General features: G+C 73.3%; 19 protein-coding genes. 8 read left to right on the forward strand and 11 right to left on the reverse strand.

The window, feature by feature from the left end; translation table 11 throughout:
- Position 1: 1 nt before the first annotated feature.
- The 7 genes from ACERUN_RS03595 to ACERUN_RS03625 all read right to left on the reverse strand — a co-directional run bounded on the left by ACERUN_RS03595 (position 2) and on the right by ACERUN_RS03625 (position 8,518).
- Positions 2-691, reverse strand: a complete 690-nt coding sequence (locus tag ACERUN_RS03595; RefSeq protein WP_370288352.1) for a response regulator — start codon at positions 689-691, stop codon at positions 2-4.
- Positions 688-3,240 carry a DUF4118 domain-containing protein gene (locus tag ACERUN_RS03600; protein ID WP_370288353.1) on the reverse strand — a complete coding sequence of 851 codons (2,553 nt, stop codon included), beginning with the start codon at positions 3,238-3,240 and terminating at the stop codon, positions 688-690. The genes ACERUN_RS03595 and ACERUN_RS03600 overlap by 4 nt, the downstream gene beginning before the upstream one ends.
- A gap of 88 nt (positions 3,241-3,328) precedes the next feature.
- Positions 3,329-3,907 (reverse strand): potassium-transporting ATPase subunit KdpC, encoded by a 579-nt coding sequence (gene kdpC / locus ACERUN_RS03605; protein WP_370288462.1) that lies wholly within the window; start codon positions 3,905-3,907, stop codon positions 3,329-3,331.
- A 232-nt stretch (positions 3,908-4,139) separates the two neighbouring features.
- Positions 4,140-6,146: a potassium-transporting ATPase subunit KdpB gene (kdpB, locus tag ACERUN_RS03610; RefSeq protein ID WP_370288463.1), complete on the reverse strand. Its 2,007-nt coding sequence runs from the start codon at positions 6,144-6,146 to the stop codon at positions 4,140-4,142.
- 143 nt (positions 6,147-6,289) lie between these two features.
- Positions 6,290-7,948, reverse strand: a complete 1,659-nt coding sequence (kdpA, locus tag ACERUN_RS03615) for a potassium-transporting ATPase subunit KdpA (RefSeq protein WP_370288354.1) — start codon at positions 7,946-7,948, stop codon at positions 6,290-6,292.
- On the reverse strand, positions 7,948-8,037 hold the full coding sequence (gene kdpF, locus ACERUN_RS03620) for a K(+)-transporting ATPase subunit F (RefSeq protein WP_370288355.1): 90 nt from the start codon (positions 8,035-8,037) through the stop codon (positions 7,948-7,950). Before kdpF ends, kdpA begins: the two co-directional genes overlap by 1 nt.
- A 91-nt stretch (positions 8,038-8,128) precedes the next feature.
- On the reverse strand, positions 8,129-8,518 hold the full coding sequence (locus ACERUN_RS03625; protein ID WP_370288357.1) for a hypothetical protein: 390 nt from the start codon (positions 8,516-8,518) through the stop codon (positions 8,129-8,131).
- 209 nt (positions 8,519-8,727) lie between these two features.
- On the opposite strand from ACERUN_RS03625, the gene ACERUN_RS03630 reads away from it, so the two are divergent.
- From ACERUN_RS03630 to ACERUN_RS03640, 3 genes are all read left to right on the forward strand, one after another.
- Positions 8,728-10,713, forward strand: a complete 1,986-nt coding sequence (locus ACERUN_RS03630; RefSeq protein ID WP_370288358.1) for an amino acid transporter — start codon at positions 8,728-8,730, stop codon at positions 10,711-10,713.
- A gap of 46 nt (positions 10,714-10,759) precedes the next feature.
- Entirely contained in the window at positions 10,760-11,089 is a 330-nt protein-coding gene (locus tag ACERUN_RS03635; protein ID WP_370288359.1) for a 4a-hydroxytetrahydrobiopterin dehydratase, read from the forward strand.
- A gap of 131 nt (positions 11,090-11,220) precedes the next feature.
- Complete coding sequence (locus ACERUN_RS03640; RefSeq protein ID WP_370288360.1) at positions 11,221-11,970, forward strand: hypothetical protein; 750 nt, start codon at positions 11,221-11,223, stop codon at positions 11,968-11,970.
- Here the strand turns inward: ACERUN_RS03640 and ACERUN_RS03645 are convergent.
- Both ACERUN_RS03645 and trxA read right to left on the reverse strand, forming a co-directional pair.
- Positions 11,941-13,056, reverse strand: a complete 1,116-nt coding sequence (locus tag ACERUN_RS03645) for an LLM class flavin-dependent oxidoreductase (protein ID WP_370288361.1) — start codon at positions 13,054-13,056, stop codon at positions 11,941-11,943. The genes ACERUN_RS03640 and ACERUN_RS03645 overlap by 30 nt on opposite strands.
- A 16-nt stretch (positions 13,057-13,072) precedes the next feature.
- Entirely contained in the window at positions 13,073-13,435 is a 363-nt protein-coding gene (gene trxA / locus ACERUN_RS03650; protein ID WP_370288362.1) for a thioredoxin, read from the reverse strand.
- Positions 13,436-13,560: 125 nt separating this feature from the next.
- Between trxA and ACERUN_RS03655 the strand changes: the two genes are divergently transcribed.
- Both ACERUN_RS03655 and ACERUN_RS03660 read left to right on the forward strand, forming a co-directional pair.
- Entirely contained in the window at positions 13,561-14,538 is a 978-nt protein-coding gene (locus ACERUN_RS03655; RefSeq protein ID WP_370288363.1) for an NAD-dependent epimerase/dehydratase family protein, read from the forward strand.
- Between the two features lie 12 nt (positions 14,539-14,550).
- Positions 14,551-15,426, forward strand: coding sequence for an exodeoxyribonuclease III (locus ACERUN_RS03660; RefSeq protein ID WP_370288464.1), 876 nt, complete (start codon positions 14,551-14,553; stop codon positions 15,424-15,426).
- Positions 15,427-15,472: 46 nt separating this feature from the next.
- On the opposite strand, the gene ACERUN_RS03665 is transcribed toward ACERUN_RS03660, so the two are convergent.
- Positions 15,473-16,009 (reverse strand): hypothetical protein, encoded by a 537-nt coding sequence (locus ACERUN_RS03665; protein ID WP_370288365.1) that lies wholly within the window; start codon positions 16,007-16,009, stop codon positions 15,473-15,475.
- Between the two features lie 124 nt (positions 16,010-16,133).
- On the opposite strand from ACERUN_RS03665, the gene ACERUN_RS03670 reads away from it, so the two are divergent.
- The 3 genes from ACERUN_RS03670 to ACERUN_RS03680 are packed head-to-tail and all read left to right on the forward strand — an operon-like array spanning position 16,134 to position 17,771.
- Complete coding sequence (locus ACERUN_RS03670; protein ID WP_370288366.1) at positions 16,134-16,622, forward strand: hypothetical protein; 489 nt, start codon at positions 16,134-16,136, stop codon at positions 16,620-16,622.
- A complete protein-coding gene (locus ACERUN_RS03675) occupies positions 16,622-16,939 on the forward strand; it encodes a hypothetical protein (protein ID WP_370288367.1) in 318 nt (105 codons plus the stop codon). The genes ACERUN_RS03670 and ACERUN_RS03675 overlap by 1 nt, the downstream gene beginning before the upstream one ends.
- 7 nt (positions 16,940-16,946) lie before the next feature.
- Positions 16,947-17,771 carry a hypothetical protein gene (locus tag ACERUN_RS03680; RefSeq protein ID WP_370288368.1) on the forward strand — a complete coding sequence of 275 codons (825 nt, stop codon included), beginning with the start codon at positions 16,947-16,949 and terminating at the stop codon, positions 17,769-17,771.
- 34 nt (positions 17,772-17,805) lie between these two features.
- Here ACERUN_RS03680 and ACERUN_RS03685 read toward each other — a convergent pair whose 3' ends face one another.
- The gene (locus ACERUN_RS03685; RefSeq protein ID WP_370288369.1) at positions 17,806-19,035 is read right to left on the reverse strand and encodes an MFS transporter; all 1,230 of its coding nucleotides are present in this window, start codon (positions 19,033-19,035) and stop codon (positions 17,806-17,808) included.
- Positions 19,036-19,053: the final 18 nt, after the last annotated feature.

Consider the following 19,053-nt stretch of genomic DNA (forward strand, 5'->3'; position numbering starts at 1 on the left):
CTCACGGCTCGAAGCGGTACCCCATGCCGGGCTCGTTGCGGAAGTGGACGGGGCGGGAGGGGTCGGGCTCGAGCTTGCGACGCAGCTGGCCCATGTAGAGGCGCAGGTTGCCCTGGGCGTTCTCGTAGCCGGGGCCCCACACCTCGGTGAGCAGCTGGCGCTGGCTGAGCAGGCGGCCGGGGTGGCGCACGAGCACCTCGAGCAGGTGCCACTCGGTGGGGGTCAGGCGCACCTCGTCGCCGCCGCGGGTGACGCGGGTGGCGCCGAGGTCGACGCGCACGCGGGAGCCGTCGGCGCCGAACTCGACGACGAGGTCGTCGCTCTCGGGCGGGGCGACGCGGCGCACCATCACCCGCAGCCGGGCGAGCAGCTCCTCCATGCCGAAGGGCTTGGTGACGTAGTCGTCGGCGCCAGCGTCGAGCGCCTCGACCTTGTCGGCGGAGTCGCTGCGCCCCGACAGCACGAGGATCGGCACGGCCGAGCGGGCGCGCAGGCCGGCGATGACGTCGATGCCGTCGGTGTCGGGCAGCCCGAGGTCGAGGACGACGACGTCGGGCGGCGCGAGGTCGGCCACGGCGAGTGCCTCGGCGCCGTCGCCGGCGGTGGTGACCTCGTAGCCGCGGGCGCGGAGGTTGATCGAGAGGGCTCGGACGATCTGCGGTTCGTCGTCGACCACCATGATGCGGGTCATCGGTTGCGCTCCCTGATGCCGAGGGCGGGGCCGGTGGGTTCACCGGTGGCGGCGGGCAGCGAGACCACCATGGTCAGGCCGCCGCCGGGTGTCTCCTGGGGGTCCAGGGTGCCGCCCATCGCCTCGACGAGGCCGCGCGACACGGCGAGGCCGAGGCCGACCCCGGTGGAGTTGTCGTGGTCGCCGAGGCGCTGGAAGGGCAGGAAGACCCGCTCGTAGTCGTCGGCGGGGATGCCCGGGCCCGTGTCGACGATCCGGATCTCGACGCGGTCGGCCACCGCGCTGGCCCCGACGAGGGGCGGGGTGTCGCTGGGGGCGTAGCGGTGGGCGTTGGCGAGCAGGTTGACCACCACCCGCTCCAGCAGCGCGGCGTCGGCGAGCGCGGGCGGCAGGCCCACCGGGACGTCGAGGCGCACGGGCACGTCGGCCACCGACACGTCGTCCAGGGCGCCGGCGAGCACGTCCTCGACGAGGGTGGGCGAGAGGTGCACCGGCAGCACGCCGGCCTGCAGGCGGCTGAGGTCGAGCAGGCTGTCGACGAGTCCGGCAAGGGTGTCGAGGGCGTCGTCGGCGGTGCGCAGCAGCTCGCGGCGGTCGTCCTCGCCGATGGCGACGTCCTCGGCGCGCAGGCCCGAGACCACCGCCTTCGCCGCGGCGAGCGGCGTGCGCAGGTCGTGGCCGACCGCAGCGAGCAGCGCGGTGCGCACGCGGTTGGCCTCGGCCAGGGGTGCGGCGAGCGCGGCCTCCTCGGCCAGCCTGATCTGCTGGAGCGCCTGGTGGGTGCGCGCGGCGAAGGCCGAGGCCACCCGGGTGTCCTCCGGCGCGAGCGCGCGCCCCCGCAGCGCGAGCACCGTGGACGCCGCGGGGCCGGTGCCGGCGGGCACCACGACGTCGGCCCCGTCCGGCGCGGACGCCGGGTCGGTGCCGGCCGTGCTCACCGTCGCCCAGGTGCCGTGGTCCTTCTCGAGCAGCGCCACCGAGGTGAGCGAGAGGCTCTCGCGGAAGCGTTCGAGCAGCTCGGTGAGGTCGCCGCTGCCCGTGAGCGGTGTGGCGGCGAGGTTGGCGAGCACGTGCGACTCGGCCACGGCGCGTGCCGCCTGCCGGGTGCGGCGCGCCGCGAGGTCGACCACCGAGCTCACCATCACCGCCACCAGCAGGTAGGCCACGAGCGCGAGGGCGTTGTTGGTGGCGCCGATGGTGAGCGTGCGCACGGGCGGGGTGAAGAAGAAGTTGAGCGCGAACGTGCCCACCACCGCGGTGACGAGCGCCGGCCCGGCCCCGCCGACCAGCGCCACGGCGACCACGGCCACCAGGAAGAGCAGGACGTCGCTGGCCAGGTTGAGCCGGTCGTCGACGACGAGCAGCAGCACGGTGAGCAGCACCGGCAGCAGCGCGGCCAGCACGTAGCCCTGCACCCGGCGTCGTCCGCTGAGGCTGCCGCGCACGACCGGCAGGCGGCGCCCGCGCCCGGCATGGGAGTGCGAGACGATGTGGACGTCGATGTCGCCGGAGGCGCGGATCGTGCGGGTGGCGGTGCCCGGCCCGGTGAAGGAGTCGGCCCAGCGGCGCCGACGGGAGTCGCCGAGCACGAGCTGGGTGGCGTTCTCGGCCCGGGCGAAGGCCAGCAGCGCCTCGGGCACGTCGTCGCCCAGCACCTGGTGGTAGCTGCCGCCGAGCGACTCGACCAGCTGCCGCTGGCGGGACAGGTGGAGGGGGTCGGCGCCGGTGAGGCCGTCGGAGCGGCTCACGTGCAGGGCGAGGAGGTCGCCCGCGCCCGAGCGCGCCGCGATGCGGGCGGCGCGGCGGATCAGCTGCTCGCCCTCGGCGCCGCCGGTGAGCGCCACGACGACCCGCTCGCGGGTCTCCCACGTCTTGGTGATGTCGTGGCGGCGGCGGTAGCCCTGCAGGGCCTCGTCGACCTTGTCGGCGACCCAGAGCAGCGCCAGCTCGCGCAGGGCGGTGAGGTTGCCCTCGCGGAAGTAGTTGGCGAGCGCGGCGTCGACCTTCTCGGGGGCGTAGACGTTGCCGTGCGCCAGGCGCCGACGCAGCGCCTGCGCGGCCATGTCGATGAGCTCGACCTGATCGGCGGCGCGCACCACGGCGTCGGGCACCGTCTCGCGCTGGGGCACGCCGGTGATCTTCTCGACGACGTCGTTGACCGACTCGAGGTGCTGCACGTTGACGGTGGAGATGACGTCGATGCCGGCGGCGAGCAGCTCCTCGACGTCCTGCCAGCGCTTCTCGTTGCGCGATCCGGGCGCGTTGGTGTGGGCGAGCTCGTCGACCAGGACGACCTGGGGGGTGCGGGCGAGGACGGCGTCGAGGTCCATCTCCTCCAGCCGCGTGCCGCGGTAGAGCACCTCGCGCCGGGGCACCACCTCGAGGCCCTCGGTCATCGCCGCGGTCTGCGGGCGGTTGTGGGTCTCGACGAACCCGATGACGACGTCGGTGCCGCGTTCGGCACGGCGGGCGGCCTCGCCCAGCATCGCGTAGGTCTTGCCCACGCCGGGCGCCGCGCCCAGGTACACCCGCAGCCGACCTCGTCTCATGCGGCCATTCTTCCCGCCACCCCCGACACGAGCGCGAGTGCGGGCACCGCGCCCGGCCTCCCCGCCGCCGCGGGGAGGCCGTGCTCGTTCAGCGGCCCGCGCCCGTGGCGGGCGCGAGGCGGTCGAGGGCGAGGTTGAGCTCGAGCACGTTGACCCGCGGCTCGCCTAGGAAGGCCAGCGAGCGCCCTGCGGTGTTCTCCTCCACCAGGCGGCGCACCTGCGCCGGCTCGAGGTCGCGCGCCCGCGCCACCCGGGCCACCTGCTGCTCGGCGTAGGCGGGCGAGATGTGGGGGTCGAGGCCCGATCCGCTGGCGAGGACGGCGTCCGGTGCCACGTCGGCGGGGTCCACGCCGTCGCGTTCGGCCACTGCCGCGATGCGCTCGCGCACCGTCGCCACGAACTCGGGGTTGGCGGGGGAGAGGTTGGAGGCGGAGCTGGCGAGCGGGTCGTAGCCGTCGCCGGCCGCCGAGGGGCGTGATTGGAAGTAGTCGTCGCGGCCCTCGAAGGACTGCCCGATGAGCCGCGAGCCCACCACGGTGCCGTCGCGCTCGACGAGGGCCCCGTCGGCCCTCCCCGGCGTCGCGACCTGCGCGAACCCGGTGACCGCCAGCGGATAGGCGAGGCCGAGCAGGACCGTGAGCACGAGGAGGGCCCGGACCGCGGCCACCGACTGCGTGAGGGCGCCGCGGAGGGTGGGGACGACGCCGGCGGGGGTTCCCGGCTCGATCGCGTCGACTCGCGGGGAGTCGGCGCCGTCCGGCGTCGTCCCCGCTTCGGGGGAGGGGTGGGGTTCGGTGAGGGTGGAGCCGGGGGTGCCGGGGGTTCCGGAGGTGCCGGGGATGGAGGTCGCGTTCACGACGCTGCCTTTCGGGTGCGGGGGCGGGCGGGCGGCGGTGCGCTCAGCCGATGCCGGGGATGCTGGAGACGACGAGGTCGATGAGCTTGATGCCGATGAACGGCGCCACCAGCCCGCCGAGGCCGTAGACCGCGAGGTTGCGGCGCAGCAGCGCGGAGGCACTGGACGGCGTGTAGCGCACGCCGCGCAGGGCCAGCGGGATCAGCGCCACGATGATGAGGGCGTTGAAGATGACCGCCGACAGGATCGCCGACTCCGGCGAGGCGAGGCGCATGATGTTGAGCGCGTCCAGGCCGCCGTAGACGCCGGCGAACATCGCCGGGATGATCGCGAAGTACTTCGCCACGTCGTTGGCGATCGAGAAGGTCGTGAGTGCGCCGCGGGTGATGAGCAGCTGCTTGCCGATCTCCACGATCTCGATGAGCTTCGTCGGGTTGGAGTCGAGGTCGACCATGTTGCCGGCCTCCTTGGCGCTGGAGGTGCCGGTGTTCATCGCCACGCCCACGTCGGCCTGGGCGAGCGCGGGGGCGTCGTTGGTGCCGTCGCCGGTCATCGCAACGAGGCGGCCGCCCTCCTGCTCGGCCTTGATGAGCGCCATCTTGTCCTCGGGGGTCGCCTCGGCGAGGAAGTCGTCGACGCCGGCCTCCTCCGCGATCGCCCGGGCGGTGAGCGGGTTGTCGCCGGTGATCATCACCGTGCGGATGCCCATGCGGCGCATCTCCTCGAAGCGCTCGCGCATGCCGGCCTTGACGACGTCCTTGAGGTGGATGACGCCGAGCACCCGGGCGGGGCCGGTGCCGGTCTGCTCGGCCACCACCAGCGGGGTGCCGCCGGCCGAGGAGATCGCGTCCACGGTCTCCCCGACGCGGGCGCTCGGCTGCCCGCCGTTCTCGCGCACCCAGCGGGTCACGGCCGAGGCCGCGCCCTTGCGGATGTGGCGCTCGCCGAGGTCGACGCCCGACATGCGGGTCTGCGCGGTGAACGGCACGAACACGGCGTCCACCAGCTCGCCCTCGGAGCGCTCGCGCAGGCCGTAGTCGCGCTTGGCGAGGACGACGACCGAGCGACCCTCGGGCGTCTCGTCGGCGAGCGAGGCGAGCTGGGCGGCGTCCGCGAGCAGCTCGACACCGACACCGTCGACGGCGAGGAACTCCGCGGCCTCGCGGTTGCCCAGGGTGATCGTGCCGGTCTTGTCGAGCAGCAGCGTGTTGACGTCGCCGGCCGCCTCGACCGCGCGGCCCGACATGGCGAGCACGTTGTGCTGCACGAGCCGGTCCATGCCGGCGATGCCGATCGCGCTGAGCAGCGCGCCGATCGTGGTGGGGATCAGGCACACCAGCAGCGCCACGAGCACGAGGATCGACACCTCGGCGCCGGAGTAGATCGACATCGGCTTCAGCGCCACGACCGCGGCCAGGAAGATGACCGTGAGGCTCGAGAGCAGGATGTTGAGCGCGATCTCGTTGGGGGTCTTCTGCCGGCTCGCGCCCTCGACGAGCGCGATCATCTTGTCGATGAAGCTCTCGCCGGGGTTGCTGGTGATCTCGACGACGATGCGGTCCGAGAGCACCTTGGTGCCGCCCGTGACCGAGCAGCGGTCGCCGCCCGACTCGCGGATGACGGGTGCCGACTCGCCGGTGATGGCCGACTCGTCCACGCTCGCCACGCCCTCGACGACGTCGCCGTCACCGGGGATGGTCTCGCCGGCCTCGACCACCACGCGGTCGCCCACGCGCAGGTCGGTGGCCGGCACCGGCTCGATCGCCCCCGAGGACGCGGTGAGGCGCCGGGCGGTCGTCTCGGTCTTCGTGCGCCGCAGCGAGGCCGCCTGCGCGCGTCCGCGGCCCTCGGCCACGGCCTCGGCGAGGTTCGCGAACACCACGGTGAGCCACAGCCACACCGTCGTGGCCCACGCGAACGCCGAGGGGTCCTGCACCGCCAGCACGGTGGCGAGCACGGCGCCGACCTCGACGACGAACATCACCGGCGTGCGCACCATGACGCGGGGGTCGAGCTTGCGCAGCGCGTCGGGCAGCGAGGTGAGGAGCATCGTCGGGTCGAGCAGCCCGCCGCCCACGCGGCGTCCGCCCTCGCCCCCGGTGGACGACGCGGCGTCGCGCGCGACGCCGTCGCCCGGGGCGCCCGGGCCGCCGGATGTGCCGGAGCTGCCGGTCTCGATGGTCGGGGTGGTCATCACAGTCCCTCCGCGAGCGGACCCAGCGCGAGCGCCGGGAAGAAGGTCAGGCCGGCCACGATCACCGCGACGCCCGTGAGCATCCCGACGAACAGCGGGCCGTTGGTGGGCAGCGTGCCGCCGGTGCGCGGCACGGGCGCCTGGCGGGCGAGGGCGCCGGCCAGGGCGAGGGTGAGCACGATCGGCACGAAGCGCCCGACGAGCATGGCGATGCCGATGGTGACGTTGTAGAAGGTCGTGTTGGCCGAGAGGCCGGCGAAGGCCGAACCGTTGTTGTTGGCACCCGACATGTAGGCGTAGAGCACCTCGGAGAGGCCGTGCGGGCCAGCGTTGAGGATCGACTCCCGCGGGCCGGGCAGTGCGAGTGCCAGGGCGGTGAAGCCCAGCACCAGCAGCGGCATCGTCAGGATGCTCAGCGCCACCAGCTTCATCTCGCGGGCGGTGATCTTCTTGCCGAGCATCTCGGGGGTGCGGCCCACCATGAGGCCGGCCACGAAGACGGTGAGGATCGCCAGCACGAGGATGCCGTAGAGACCGCTGCCCACACCGCCCGGCGCGATCTCGCCGAGACCCATGTTGAAGATCAGCAGACCGCCGGACACGGGCGAGAAGGAGGAGTGGAAGGAGTTGACCGCGCCCGTGCTGGTGCCGGTGGTCGAGACCGCGAACAGGCTCGAGCCGGGCACGCCGAAGCGGGTCTCCTTGGCCTCCATCGCGGCGCCGGCGAGGTTGAAGCCGGGGGTGGGGTGGGCGGTCTCGATGGCCCACACCGCCGCGAGCAGCACGCCCCACAGCACCGTCATCGTGGCGAGGATCGCGTAGCCCTGGCGGAGGTCGCCGACCATGATGCCGAAGGTGCGGGTGAGCGCGACGGGCAGCACGAGCAGCAGGAAGATCTCGAGGATGTTGCTGATCGGCGTGGGGTTCTCGAACGGGTGCGAGGAGTTGGCGTTGTAGAAGCCGCCGCCGTTCGTGCCGAGCTCCTTGATGGCCTCCTGCGAGGCCACCGGGCCGCCGGTGATGGTCTGGTGCGCTCCGGCCAGGGTGGTGGCGTCGGTGCCGCTGGAGAAGTTCTGCACGACGCCGGTGATCACCAGCGCGATGGCAGCCACGAAGGCCAGCGGCAGCAGCACGCGGACGACGCCGCGGGTGAGGTCGACCCAGAAGTTGCCCAGCCGACCGGTGCGCGAGCGCACGAAGCCGCGGATGAGGGCGATCGCCACGCACAGGCCGACGGCGGCGGAGACGAAGTTCTGCACCGCCAGGCCGGCCATCTGCACCAGGTGGCCCATCGTGGCCTCGCCGGAGTAGGCCTGCCAGTTGGTGTTGGTGACGAACGATGCGGCCGTGTTGAAGGCCAGTGCGGGGTCGACGTCGGTGAAGCCCAGCGAGTAGGGCAGGTGCGACTGCACGCGCTGCAGCCCGTAGAGGGCGAGCACGCCGACGAAGGAGAAGGCGAGGACGGCGACCGCGTAGGTGCGCCAGGCCTGGTCGGTGCGGGGGTCGACGCCGACGAGGCGGTAGACGACCCGCTCGACGCGCAGGTCGCGCTCGCTGGTGAAGACGCGGGCCAGGTAGGCCCCGAGCGGTCGGTAGACCAGCGCCAGGGCAGCGATGAGGGCGCCGACCTGGAGCAGGCCGGCGAGGGTGTCGTTCACTAGAAGCGCTCCGGCAGGATGAGGGCCACCAGCAGGTAGCCGAGGAGGAGGGCGGCGATGACCAGCCCGATGACGTTCTCGGTGCTCATGACCTCGCCCCCTACCAGCGTTCCGTGGCGACGAGCAGCAGCAGGCTCAGCAGGAAGAAGCCGGCCGTGATCGCGAGGAAGACGACGTCGCTCATCGCGCACCTCCGTCACCCGGGGCGGCGTCGGTGCGACGCGGCGTGGGGCGCAGCAGCGCCGGCGCCAGGCACACGAGCACGGCCGCCACGAGGAGCCACAGGTCGCTCGGCGCCAGGTGGAGGCTGCCGCCGCTGTGGAGCACGAAGCCCTCGGTGAAGGCCCAGGCCGCCAGGCCGATACCGGCGGCTCCCGTGGGCGTGAGGCGCGCGCACATCAGCGCGGCGAGGCCGAGGAAGAGGGCGGTGCCGACGGCGTCCGGGGGGTCGAGGACGGCGACGACGGCGCTGAAGACGAAGAGCGCGAAGCCGGCCATCCCGACCCGCACCGAGGGTTCGTCGAGCACGTGCGGCCCGGCGGGCCGGTGCAGGAGTGGTGCGGTGGTCATGGTCCGGAGTCTCTGCCCGGCCCCGGCGGCCCATGCCCCTCCTAACGCCGTCCTGACAGGTCGCTGACATCCGCTAACGCAGCGTGCGGCGTGGCTCACAGCGCCGTCTGGCCGCCTCGCTGCCGGTGCGCGGTGAGGTGGGACGCGCAGGCGTTAGGAAGGCGTTAGGAGGCGTGGATGCGCTCGCGCGCGCGGGTTGACTCGTGGGTGTGAGCACCGATGTAGGGACGAATCCGCCGACCGTCGCGCCCGCGGCGGTCTCCACCGTGGCGGGCACCGGTCCCTCGCGCCCGACCCCGCTCGGCTCGGCGCCCCGCCCGAAGGTGGGGCCCGGCGCCCCGCCCCCGGCCGAGCACGCCGAGACCGCCCCCTGGTGGCGGGTCATGTGCCTCACCGGTGTCGACTACTTCTCGACGCTGGGCTACCAGCCGGGCATCGCGTTCCTGGCCGCCGGCCTGCTGAGCCCGCTGGCGACCGTCGTCCTCGTGCTGCTGACGCTGTTCGGCGCCCTGCCGGTGTATCGCCGGGTGGCGCAGGAGAGCCCCCACGGCCAGGGCTCGATCGCGATGCTGGAGAAGATGCTGCCCCGCTGGCGCGGCAAGCTCTTCGTGCTCGCCCTCCTCGGCTTCGCCCTCACCGACTTCATCATCACCATCACCCTCTCGGCCGCCGACGCGAGCGCCCACGTGGTCGAGAACCCGCATGTGCCGGACTTCCTGCACGGCCAGGAGCTCTGGATCACCCTGGGCCTGATCGCGCTCCTGGGCGGCGTCTTCCTCAAGGGGTTCAGCGAGGCGATCGGTCTCGCGGTGGCACTCGTGGGCACCTACCTCACGCTGAACCTGATCGTGATCGTCGTGGCGCTGGTGCACGTGGCCGAGAACGGTCACGTGGTCGGCGACTGGGGCAACGCGCTCACGGTGCAGCACGGCAACATCGCGATGATGATCGCGGTCTCGCTGACGCTCTTCCCGAAGCTCGCGCTCGGCATGTCGGGCTTCGAGACCGGCGTGGCGGTCATGGGCCACGTCCGCGGCTCCGAGGACGACGACCCGGCCGCGCCCGCCGAGCGCATCCGCAACACCAAGAAGCTGCTCACGGTCGCCGCGATCACGATGAGCGCCTTCCTCATCGCCTCCAGCCTCGCCACCACGCTGCTCATCCCGGCCAAGGAGTTCGCCGAGGGCGGTGCCGCCAACGGTCGTGCGCTCGCCTACCTCGCCCACGGCTACCTCGGCGACGTCTTCGGCACCGCCTACGACATCTCCACCATCCTTATCCTGTGGTTCGCCGGCGCCTCGGCGATGGCGGGCATGCTCAACCTCATCCCGCGCTACCTGCCGCGCTACGGCATGGCGCCGGAGTGGGCCGGTGCGGTGCGGCCGCTGGTGTGCGTGCTCACCGCCACGGCGTTCGCGATCACGATCATCTTCGACGCCGACGTCGACGCCCAGGCGGGCGCCTACGCCACCGGCGTCCTCGTGCTCATCACCTCGGCCAGCGTGGCCGTGGCGCTCGCCGCCCGTCGCGCGGGCCAGCGGGGGTGGACGATCGGGTTCAGCGTGATCGCGGCCGTGTTCGTCTACACGACCCTCGACAACATCAAGGAGCGGCCCGACGGCGTGAAGATCGGCGCGATCTTCATCGCCGCGATCGTGGTCGTCTCCCTGCTCTCGCGGATGACGCGCTCCCTCGAGCTGCGCACCACCGAGATCGCCTACGACGCCAAAGCCGAGGCGTTCGTGCGCGACTGCGCGCGGCGCACCCTGCGCCTCGTGGCCCACGACCCCGAGCACGCCGACGCCGGTGCCTACCGCGCGAAGGTGCGCAAGATCGTCGACGCCCACGACCTCGCCAACGCCGGCGACCTCGTCTTCGTCGAGGTCGTCGTGCCCGACTACTCCGACTTCGAGAGCCGGGTCGAGGTGACCGGATCAGTGCGGCACGGGGAGTACCGCGTGCTGACGGTGCGGGCGGCGACCATCCCCAACGCCCTGGCAGCGCTGCTGCTCGACCTGCGCGAGCGCACCGGCGTGCGACCCCACATGTACTTCGAGTGGACCGAGGGCAGCCCGGTCGCCCAGATGGCGCGCTTCCTGCTGTTCGGCGCCGGCGAGGTCGCGCCGCTGACGCGCGAGGTCGTGCGTCGCGCCGAGCCGGATCCGCGCCGTCGTCCGCACGTGCACGCCGGCTGACCGCCGCCCCGCTCGAGCGCTGGGGTCCGGGCGTAGCGTGGGCGCCATGAGCGATCACCAGCCGCTGGACGCCGATCAGTTCGCCGCCGCCGAGGGGGTCGCCGACTGGCGCGTCGTCGACGGTTTCGCCCGGGCGGTCTTCTCCACGGGCAGCTTCGCTGCGGGCGTGCGGCTGGTGCAGGCGATCGGTGCCGCCGCCGACGCCGCGAACCACCACCCCGATGTGCTGCTCACCTACCCCCGGGTGGCGGTGCGGCTCGTCACCCACGACGCCGACGGCCTCACGACCGCCGACGTCGCCCTGGCCCGCGAGATCTCCGCGCTCGCGGCCGCTCAGGGCGCGGCTGCCGACACCGGGGCCATCACCTCCTGGTGAACCGTGGACGACGCCCGGCCGGCGTCTCGAACGGAGCCCCGGCATCGCTCAGATCGCCGCAGTAGAGCACGATTCTCCTGAAGAGCAGCACGACGGGCAGACGCGTCGGTGATGATCCGCGAGGGGGCACGGTGGCGCAGACGACTCATGGCTCGGGTGCGGCCTCGGGCGGCTCCGCCGCTCCGGCCGACGCCGACGCCGTGCGGCGCGTCGTCCACGACCTGGCGGAGGGCTCCGGGGTGCCGGCACCGGTGCACCGGCCCGGCCGCCAGGGCGCGGCACGCGGACCGGCGATCAGCTACGAGACGTTCGGCGCCAACTGGGTGCGCCGGGTGCTCACCCTCGAGCGGGTGCTGCGCACCCTCGACCAGGTGCTGGGCGACCAGATCGCCCTCGGCCCCATCGGGGCCGGGCCGGGCCGCACCTTCGCGAGCGTCAGCTTCGTCGGCACCTTCGGCCCCACCACCGGCAAGGAGCTGCCGGCGGCGCTGCTCACCTACGCCATCGACCTGCCCATCAGCGTGGTCTTCCAGCTCGAGCTGCCGGTCGACCGGCTGACCTTCGAGGCCGACGTGCTGGTGCCGCTGGTGATCGCGGTGCACACCGAGGCCCCGCTGCGGCTGCGCCTGGCGGTGCGGACGCCGCGGCCCGAGCAGATCGGCCTCGAGCTGCGCACCGACACCCGGCGCGGGGCGGTGCTGCGGCGGGTGGCCGGGCTCGACGCCGAGCTGCGCCGGTTCCTGCTCAAGGTACTCGACACCGAGCTGGCGAAGGACTACGTGCAGCGGGCCACGCACCTCGACATGGAGCAGCTCATCGCCGAGGCCTGGCCGTCGCTGACCAGCCAGTTCCTACCGGAGGGCCCCCACGACCGTCGCTGAGGCGTCGTCGATCTCGTCGGGCTCGTCGACCTCGTCGGGGCGGGGCTCGCCCAGCAGCGCACGCACCCGCGGCACGACCTCGGTGCCGTAGAGCTCGATGCAGCGCATCAGGTGCTCGTGCGGCAGCGGGCCGTTGCTGTACTTGAGGTCGAAGCGGTCGAGACCGAGCACGCGGGCAGTGCGGGCGATCTTGTGGGCCACGGTGTCGGGGGAGCCGACGAACATCGCGCCGTGCTCGACCTCGGCGTCGAACTGCTCGCGCGTCATCGGCGCCCAGCCGCGCTCGCGACCGATGCGGTCGCGATTGGCCTTCATGTGCGGGAACAGCAGCTCGCGGGCCTCGTCGTCGGTGTCGGCCACGAAGCCGGGCGAGTGCACGCCGACGGGCAGTTCGGGGCGGCCGAGCTCGTGCAGCGCACGCCGGAACAGCTGCGTGTAGGGCGCGAAACGGGCGGGATCGCCGCCGATGATCGCGAGCATCAGACCGAAGCCGTACTGCGCCGTGCGGACGACGGACTCCGGCGACCCGCCGACACCGATCCAGGTGCGCACGGGGCCGTGCTCGGTGCGCGGGAAGACCTCGATGTCGCGCAGCGGCGCGCGGAGCCGACCGGCCTCCCAGGTGACGCGGCCGCCGGCCTGCAGGGCCGCCCACAGGTCGAGCTTCTCGGCGAAGAGTTGCTCGTAGTCCGACAGGTCGTGGCCGAAGAGCGGGAAGGACTCGGTGAACGAGCCGCGACCGAGGGTGACCTCGGCCCGCCCGTGGCTCAGGGCGTCGATGGTGGCGGAGCGCTGCTGCACGCGCACGGGGTCATCCGAGCTGAGCACGGTGACGGCCGTGCCGAGCCGGATCCGCTCGGTGCGGCTGGCGAGTGCGGCGAGCACGATGTCGGGCGCCGACACGGCGTAGTCGTCGCGGTGGTGCTCGCCGATGCCGAACGCATCGATGCCGACGCGGTCGGCCAGCTCACCCTGCGCCACGACGTCGCGCAGCACCTGGGCGTGGCTCAGCGGCTCGCCCGTCGCGGGGTCGACGGTGACGTCGCCGAAGGTGTCGAGGCCGAAGCGGAGCGGCGTGGTGCCCATCGAGGTCGCCCGCGGGTCAGTCGTCGGTGGGCTCGGCGGCCGCGCGGGCGGCGTCCACGTCGAAGTCGCGCACCGCGGCGATGACCTGCTCGAGCGCGGGGGCCGGCAGGGCGCCCGGCTGCGAGAACACCAGCGAGCCCTTCTTGAAGGCCATGAGGGTGGGGATCGAGGTGATCTGCGCCGCGGCGGCGAGCTCCTGCTGCGCCTCGGTGTCGACCGCTCCGAACACGATGTCACCGTGCGTCTCCGACGACGCCTGGTAGATCGGGGCGAAGTTCTTGCACGGGCCGCACCAGGAGGCCCAGAAGTCGACGAGCACGATCTCGTTCTCCAGAACGGTCTGCTCGAAGTTGGCGGCGGTCAGTTCGGTGGTGGCCATACAGGGGGAACGCCCTCCCGCCGCCCGTTGTTCCTCCCCGCCGAGGTGGCGCTCACGCCGGTCGGCGATGGCGCCGGGAGCGGACAGACCTTGCGCGCCGGCGCTCGGCGAGGTCGGCTGGGGTCATGCGACTGCTCGTGCTCGGCGGCACCCGGTTCCTGTCCCGCACGATCGTGGACGACGCCCTGGCGCGCGGTCACGAGGTGGTGGTGGCCTGCCGCGGTGTGTCGGGGGCGGTGCCGGAGGGCGTCGTCCACGTGGCCTGGGACCGCGCCGCCCCGGCGCCACCCGCCCTCGTCGCGGTTGGCCCGTTCGACGCCGTCGTGGACGTCGCCCGCTCGCCCGCGCACGTGCGCCGGGCGCTCGACGTGCTCGCCGAGGTGCCGTGGGTGTTCGTCTCGACGATCTCGGTGTACGCCGACGACGGCGATCCGGCGGGGCCGGGGGTCGGGGCGCTGCACTCGCCACTGGACGACGCCGACCCGGCCGCGAGCGCCGAAGCCTACGGGGGGCTCAAGGTCAGGTGCGAGCAGCTGGTGCTCGAGCGCGCGGCGCGGGCGGTCGTCGTCCGGCCGGGGTTGATCGTCGGCCCCGGCGACCCCTCGGGCCGGTTCGCCTACTGGGCCGCGCGCCGCGATCGCGAGGACGCGGTCCTGGCGCCCGGGTCGCCGACCGACCCGATCCAGGTGATCGACGTGCGCGACCTCGCCGGCTGGATCGTGGCTCTCGCCGAGCACCCGCCCGCGGAGCCGCTCGTGCTCGATGCGGTCGGACCGGTGACGCCGATGGCGGACCTGCTCGCCGACTGCGTGCCACGGGCCCGGCTGACCTGGGTCGGTCACGACGAGCTGGCCGCCGCGGGCGTCGAGATGTGGGCCGGCCCGGACAGTGTGGGCCTGTGGCTGCCGCGCCCCGGCCACGACGGCATGGTGTCTCACGACGACACGCCCGCGAGAGCGGCGGGTCTGCGGACCCGGCCCGTCGCCGACACGGCCGCCGACACCGCTGCGTGGCTCGCCGCGACACCCGATGCTGTGATCGGCGGCATCACCGCGGCGCGCGAACGCGACCTGCTGGCGGCCCGTCGTCCACGCAGGCCCTAACCTGCCGCGGTGCTGCGCATCGCGACCGTCAACGTCAACGGCATCCGGGCGGCCCTGCGCCGCGGCTTCGACGACTGGCTGGCCACGCGCGGGTGCGACGTGGTGACCCTGCAGGAGGTGCGCTGCCCCGACGACGCCGTGCCCGAGGGTGCCTTCGGCGACTTCCACGCCTCCTACGACGCCGGTCGGTTGGCGGGGCGCAACGGCGTGGCGGTGCTGACCCGCGAGCCCCCCGCGGCCGTGCGCACCTTCGCCCTGCCGGCACCCGAGCAGTCGCTGCCCCGGGCGCTGCGTGGGCACGTCGACGAGGGCCGCTACGTCGAGGTCGACCTCGCGGACGCCCCGCTGACGGTCGCGAGCCTGTACCTCCCGAAGGGCGGTCTGCCCGCCCACCTGCAGGATCCCCGGCGGATGAGGGAGGCGCCCGACGGCGGCGCGAAGTACGCGCGCAAGCAGGCCTTCATGGCCGGCTTCGCCCGCCACCTCGCCGCCTCCCGCAAGCTGGCCGCCGCGCACGGCCGGGAGTTCCTGCTCACCGGCGACCTCAACATCGCGCGCTCGCGCCTGGATGTCGCGGCCTGGCGCCGCAACCAGCAGACCGAGGGCTTCCTGCCCGAGGAGCGCGCGTGGCTCGACGCCCAGCTGTCCCCGCGCACCCTCGTGGACGTCGTCCGCTCGCTGCACCCGGACACCGAGGGCCCCTACTCGTGGTGGAGCTGGTTGGGCCGGGCCTACGAGCGCGACGCGGGGTGGCGCATCGACTACCACCTCGCCACGCCCGCCCTCGCCCGCACCGCCAGGGCGGCGGTCGTCGACCGTGAGCACCGCGGCACGCGACTCTCGGATCATGCGCCGGTGGTGGTCGACTATGACTTCGCCGTCGGGTGAGACCGACGAGGGCGAGCGATGGGGCCGACGGCGCCGCGGCGTCGGCTCAGAGGTCGCCCGCGGCTGCGGTCAGCGTGCGCAGGGCCTGCTCGACCGCAGACTCGTCGGCGGCGGCGTAGGCTGCGATCCTGATCTGCACCACCCGGTCGCGGCGGTCGGCGAACACCACCTCCGCCACCCCGGTGCCGGCCCCCGGCGCGACCTGGGAGTAGCAGCTCGCGGAGTCGCCGGGCAGCCAGGGCGGCCGGCCGATGAAGTGAGGGGCGTCGGAGCGAAGCTGGTCGCACCGGCCGCGCACCTCGTCGGCGGCAGCCTCCGCATCGTCGCCGCCGGGGGCCGCACGCGTGCCGACGGTGATCTCGCCCTGACCCTCCGCGCGCACCCGGCAGCGCCCGGCGTGCGGCTCGGGCCTCGCCGCCTCCCAGCCGAGCGCGGTCCACGCGCGTTCGGGGATCAGCGCCGCGCAGTCGAGGCTGCTGCCCGCGCCGCCGTCGTCTCCGACCGGATCGGAGGTGGCGCCGGAGGAGCAGGACGCCGCGAGGACGCCCGCGGCTGCGAGGACGACCGCCTGGAGGGGGGACACGTCCAGCCCGTGCCCCGCGGAGCAAGCGGACAAACATGTTTTGGTGGGTCGTTCCCGGGAGAGGAGGACCCATGCACGGCGACGGATGCGGACCGTCGCCCTCACCAGGATCCCGGGAGTCAGGATGGCAGCAGACAGAGGCGGCGACGCCGCACTGCGGATCGAGATCGACGACACGCGACGTGTCACCGGCGTCGTCGTCCGAGACGCCGACGCGGTGGCCACTCCGGAAGCGCTCGACGCCGCGGTCGCGGCCGCGTACTCCGAGGCACTGGCCGAGGCGGCCGCGTCGCGCCGCGTCGACCGGCCGCGCACCGGTGCGCGGCCCGTCGCCGTCGCCACGTTGATCGAGAAGGCGCCGCCACCGCCCGGCAGCTACGACCGGCATCGCATCCGCGAGGAGGGCCGTCACACGCGAGCCCTCCGCCGCGGTGAGCCGGGAATCGCCGTCGGGATCAGCACCAACGAGTGCGTCACGGTGCGTCTGCGGCCGGCCAGCTCGTTCGGCAGCGTCGAGAGCGACGCGGGCTGGCTGCGCACCGCACGACCCGACAGCATCGAGCGGGCCGTGACCGAGGCCTTCGCGGCCGCCTACGACAGGAGGGACGGCTGATGTCGTCGATGCAGGTCAAGGTCGAGACGCTTCGCGCCCACGCGAGTCTGTGGGAATCCCACGCGAGTGACGCCCAGGAGGCCGCGGGCCTGATCGCCCCCGCCGTCGGGAGGGGCAGCGACTTCGGATGGCTGGCGGGGGAGGCCGGCGTCGAGGAGTCCTTCAACGCCTGGACGGAGGCGATGGACCAGGCGCTGGCCGATGCGCAGAAATGCTGTCGCTACATCGCCGCTGCGCTGACCTCGACCGCCAATGACTTCGACACGACCGACCAGGCCGTCGCCACCGACATGGCGACGCTCGACGAGATGATCTGAGGCCGACGTGAGCGACGTGTCCACCTACGAGGAGCTGTGCCGTGGGATCGAGGACGACCTCGGCACCTTCATCGACCAGATCAACGAACAGATCCATCGCATCGCCTCGATGCTCAACGACGCCGCCTCGGGATTCGTCGCGGGCGTCGTCGACATCTTCAGCGATAAGGTCGACGACGCCATCGATCGGTGGAACAACGAGATCCACCCGTGGATCATCGACACCGTCGACCAGGTGCTGACGAACGTGCGCGACGCCCTGGGCGACCTCGCCGGTCGGCCGCTGTCGCTGATCGACTACGCGAACGCCTTCTCGGACGTGAAGGCGAGGATCTACGTTCCCGGCGACCTCAACCAGAAGATGGCGATCTTCAACCACGACTGGCAGGGCTACGCGGCCGAGAACTATAAGGCGGTCGCGACCACCGAGGACACCGCGTTCCTGAACCTGTCGGTCGCCATGGACGCCGGCTCCACCCTCGCGATGGCCGCGGCGAACCGGATCCTGACGCTGTGGCGCAACCTGGCCAAGGAGTTCCTCGGCTGGGTGGGCGACCTCATCGGCTGCTTCGAGAAGGCCACCGAGGCCGACTCGATCATCTCGTTCGAGCTTCCGGCCGCCTTCGACCTCGCCCAGGCGATCTGGAACAACGTCGTCGACGTCGCCGACATCATCACGGCCTTCCTCGTCGAGCAGAACACCACGGCCGCCATCGCCTGGAAGCAGTTGGCGAACGGTTCCCGCGGGCTGCCGCAGAACCGGTGGCCGATGGTGGAGGAGGCCAACAGCGACGTCATGAACGACCCGGGGAACTGGACGCCGGGCGGCTGAACCGGGTCCGGGGTCGCGGGCCCTCGCCGGAGGCTCAGCGCGTCGGTCGTTCGCCGCGCACCGGCACCAGCGTGATGGCGAGCAGGGGAAGGGCGGCGGCGAGCGCGAAGGCGGTGGGGTAGCCCCAGGCGGTGATCGCCAGCCCGGCGACCGGAGGCACCACCCCGGCGGCCAGGTACTGGCTGGTGTTCTGCAGCCCGAGCGCGCGCCCGGACCAGAACGGGCCCGCCCGCTCGGCCACCGCGGTGAAGGCGAGCCCGTTGTCGGCGACCGTCACGGCCGAGGCCACGACCAGCAGGACGACGGCCGCGATCGCCGTCACGGTGTGCGGATCGGCGATGCCGGCGACGAGCCCGAGCGCGAGCATCGTGGCCGCGGCTGCGACGGCGACCGAGCGCATGGGCCGCATCCGGCTGCCGACCCGGTCGGAGACCCACCCGGCGCCGATGCGCGCCGCGGCCCCGGCGAGCTGGGTGGCGCCGACGATGAGGCCGGCGATGCCGGGTGAGTAGTCGAGCTCCTCGACCAGCCACACCAGCCCGAAGGTCCAGACGACGAACTGCGGAACGACGAGCATCACCGAGGCGAGGTGGATGCGGGCGAGGAAGGCGTCGGAGCGATACGGGTTGGCGAGCTGCACCCTGGCCGGCCGCTGGGGCCGCGGCGGGTCGAGGACGACGAGCCCGACCGCGACGCCCGCGAGCGCCACGGCCGCGGTGGGCACGGTGAGCGCCGTCCCGATGCCGTGGGCGTGAGCGAGGGCAGCGACCGTGACGGCCGCGAGGCCGACGCCGAGGGGCTGGCCCGTCTGCCGGATGCCCATGGCGAGGCCCCGTCGCTCGGGCGGGAACCAGCCGACGACGACACGTCCGGACGCGCTGTTGGTGGCGGCTGCGCCGACTCCGGCGAGGGTGAGGGCGGCGGCGATCGGCCACGGCCCCGACGCGATCGCTGCCAGGACGCCGCCGAGCGTCGCGAGCGACAGACCCGTCAGCAGGGCGAAGCGCTCGCCGCGGCGATCGACCAGCAGGCCCCAGAGCACGAGGGTGAGCGTGAGGCCCACCGACGGAGCGGCGGCGACGAGGCCGGCCTGGGCGAGGGAGAGCCCGAAGCCGCCCTCGGCGCGCGGGCGGACCAGCTCGGGGATGAGGAAGGCCGGCGCGGCGGTGACGGCCGCCGCGGCGGCCTGGGCGCCGGTGCCGGTCGCGAGCATCGCCCAGCGGCGCGCGGGCCCGACCGTGCGCGGTGCGGTGTCGGTGCCCATGGCCCCAGGGAACCACCT

The organism is Nocardioides sp., from assembly GCF_964229035.1.
In the GTDB taxonomy this organism is placed as follows: domain Bacteria; phylum Actinomycetota; class Actinomycetes; order Propionibacteriales; family Nocardioidaceae; genus Nocardioides.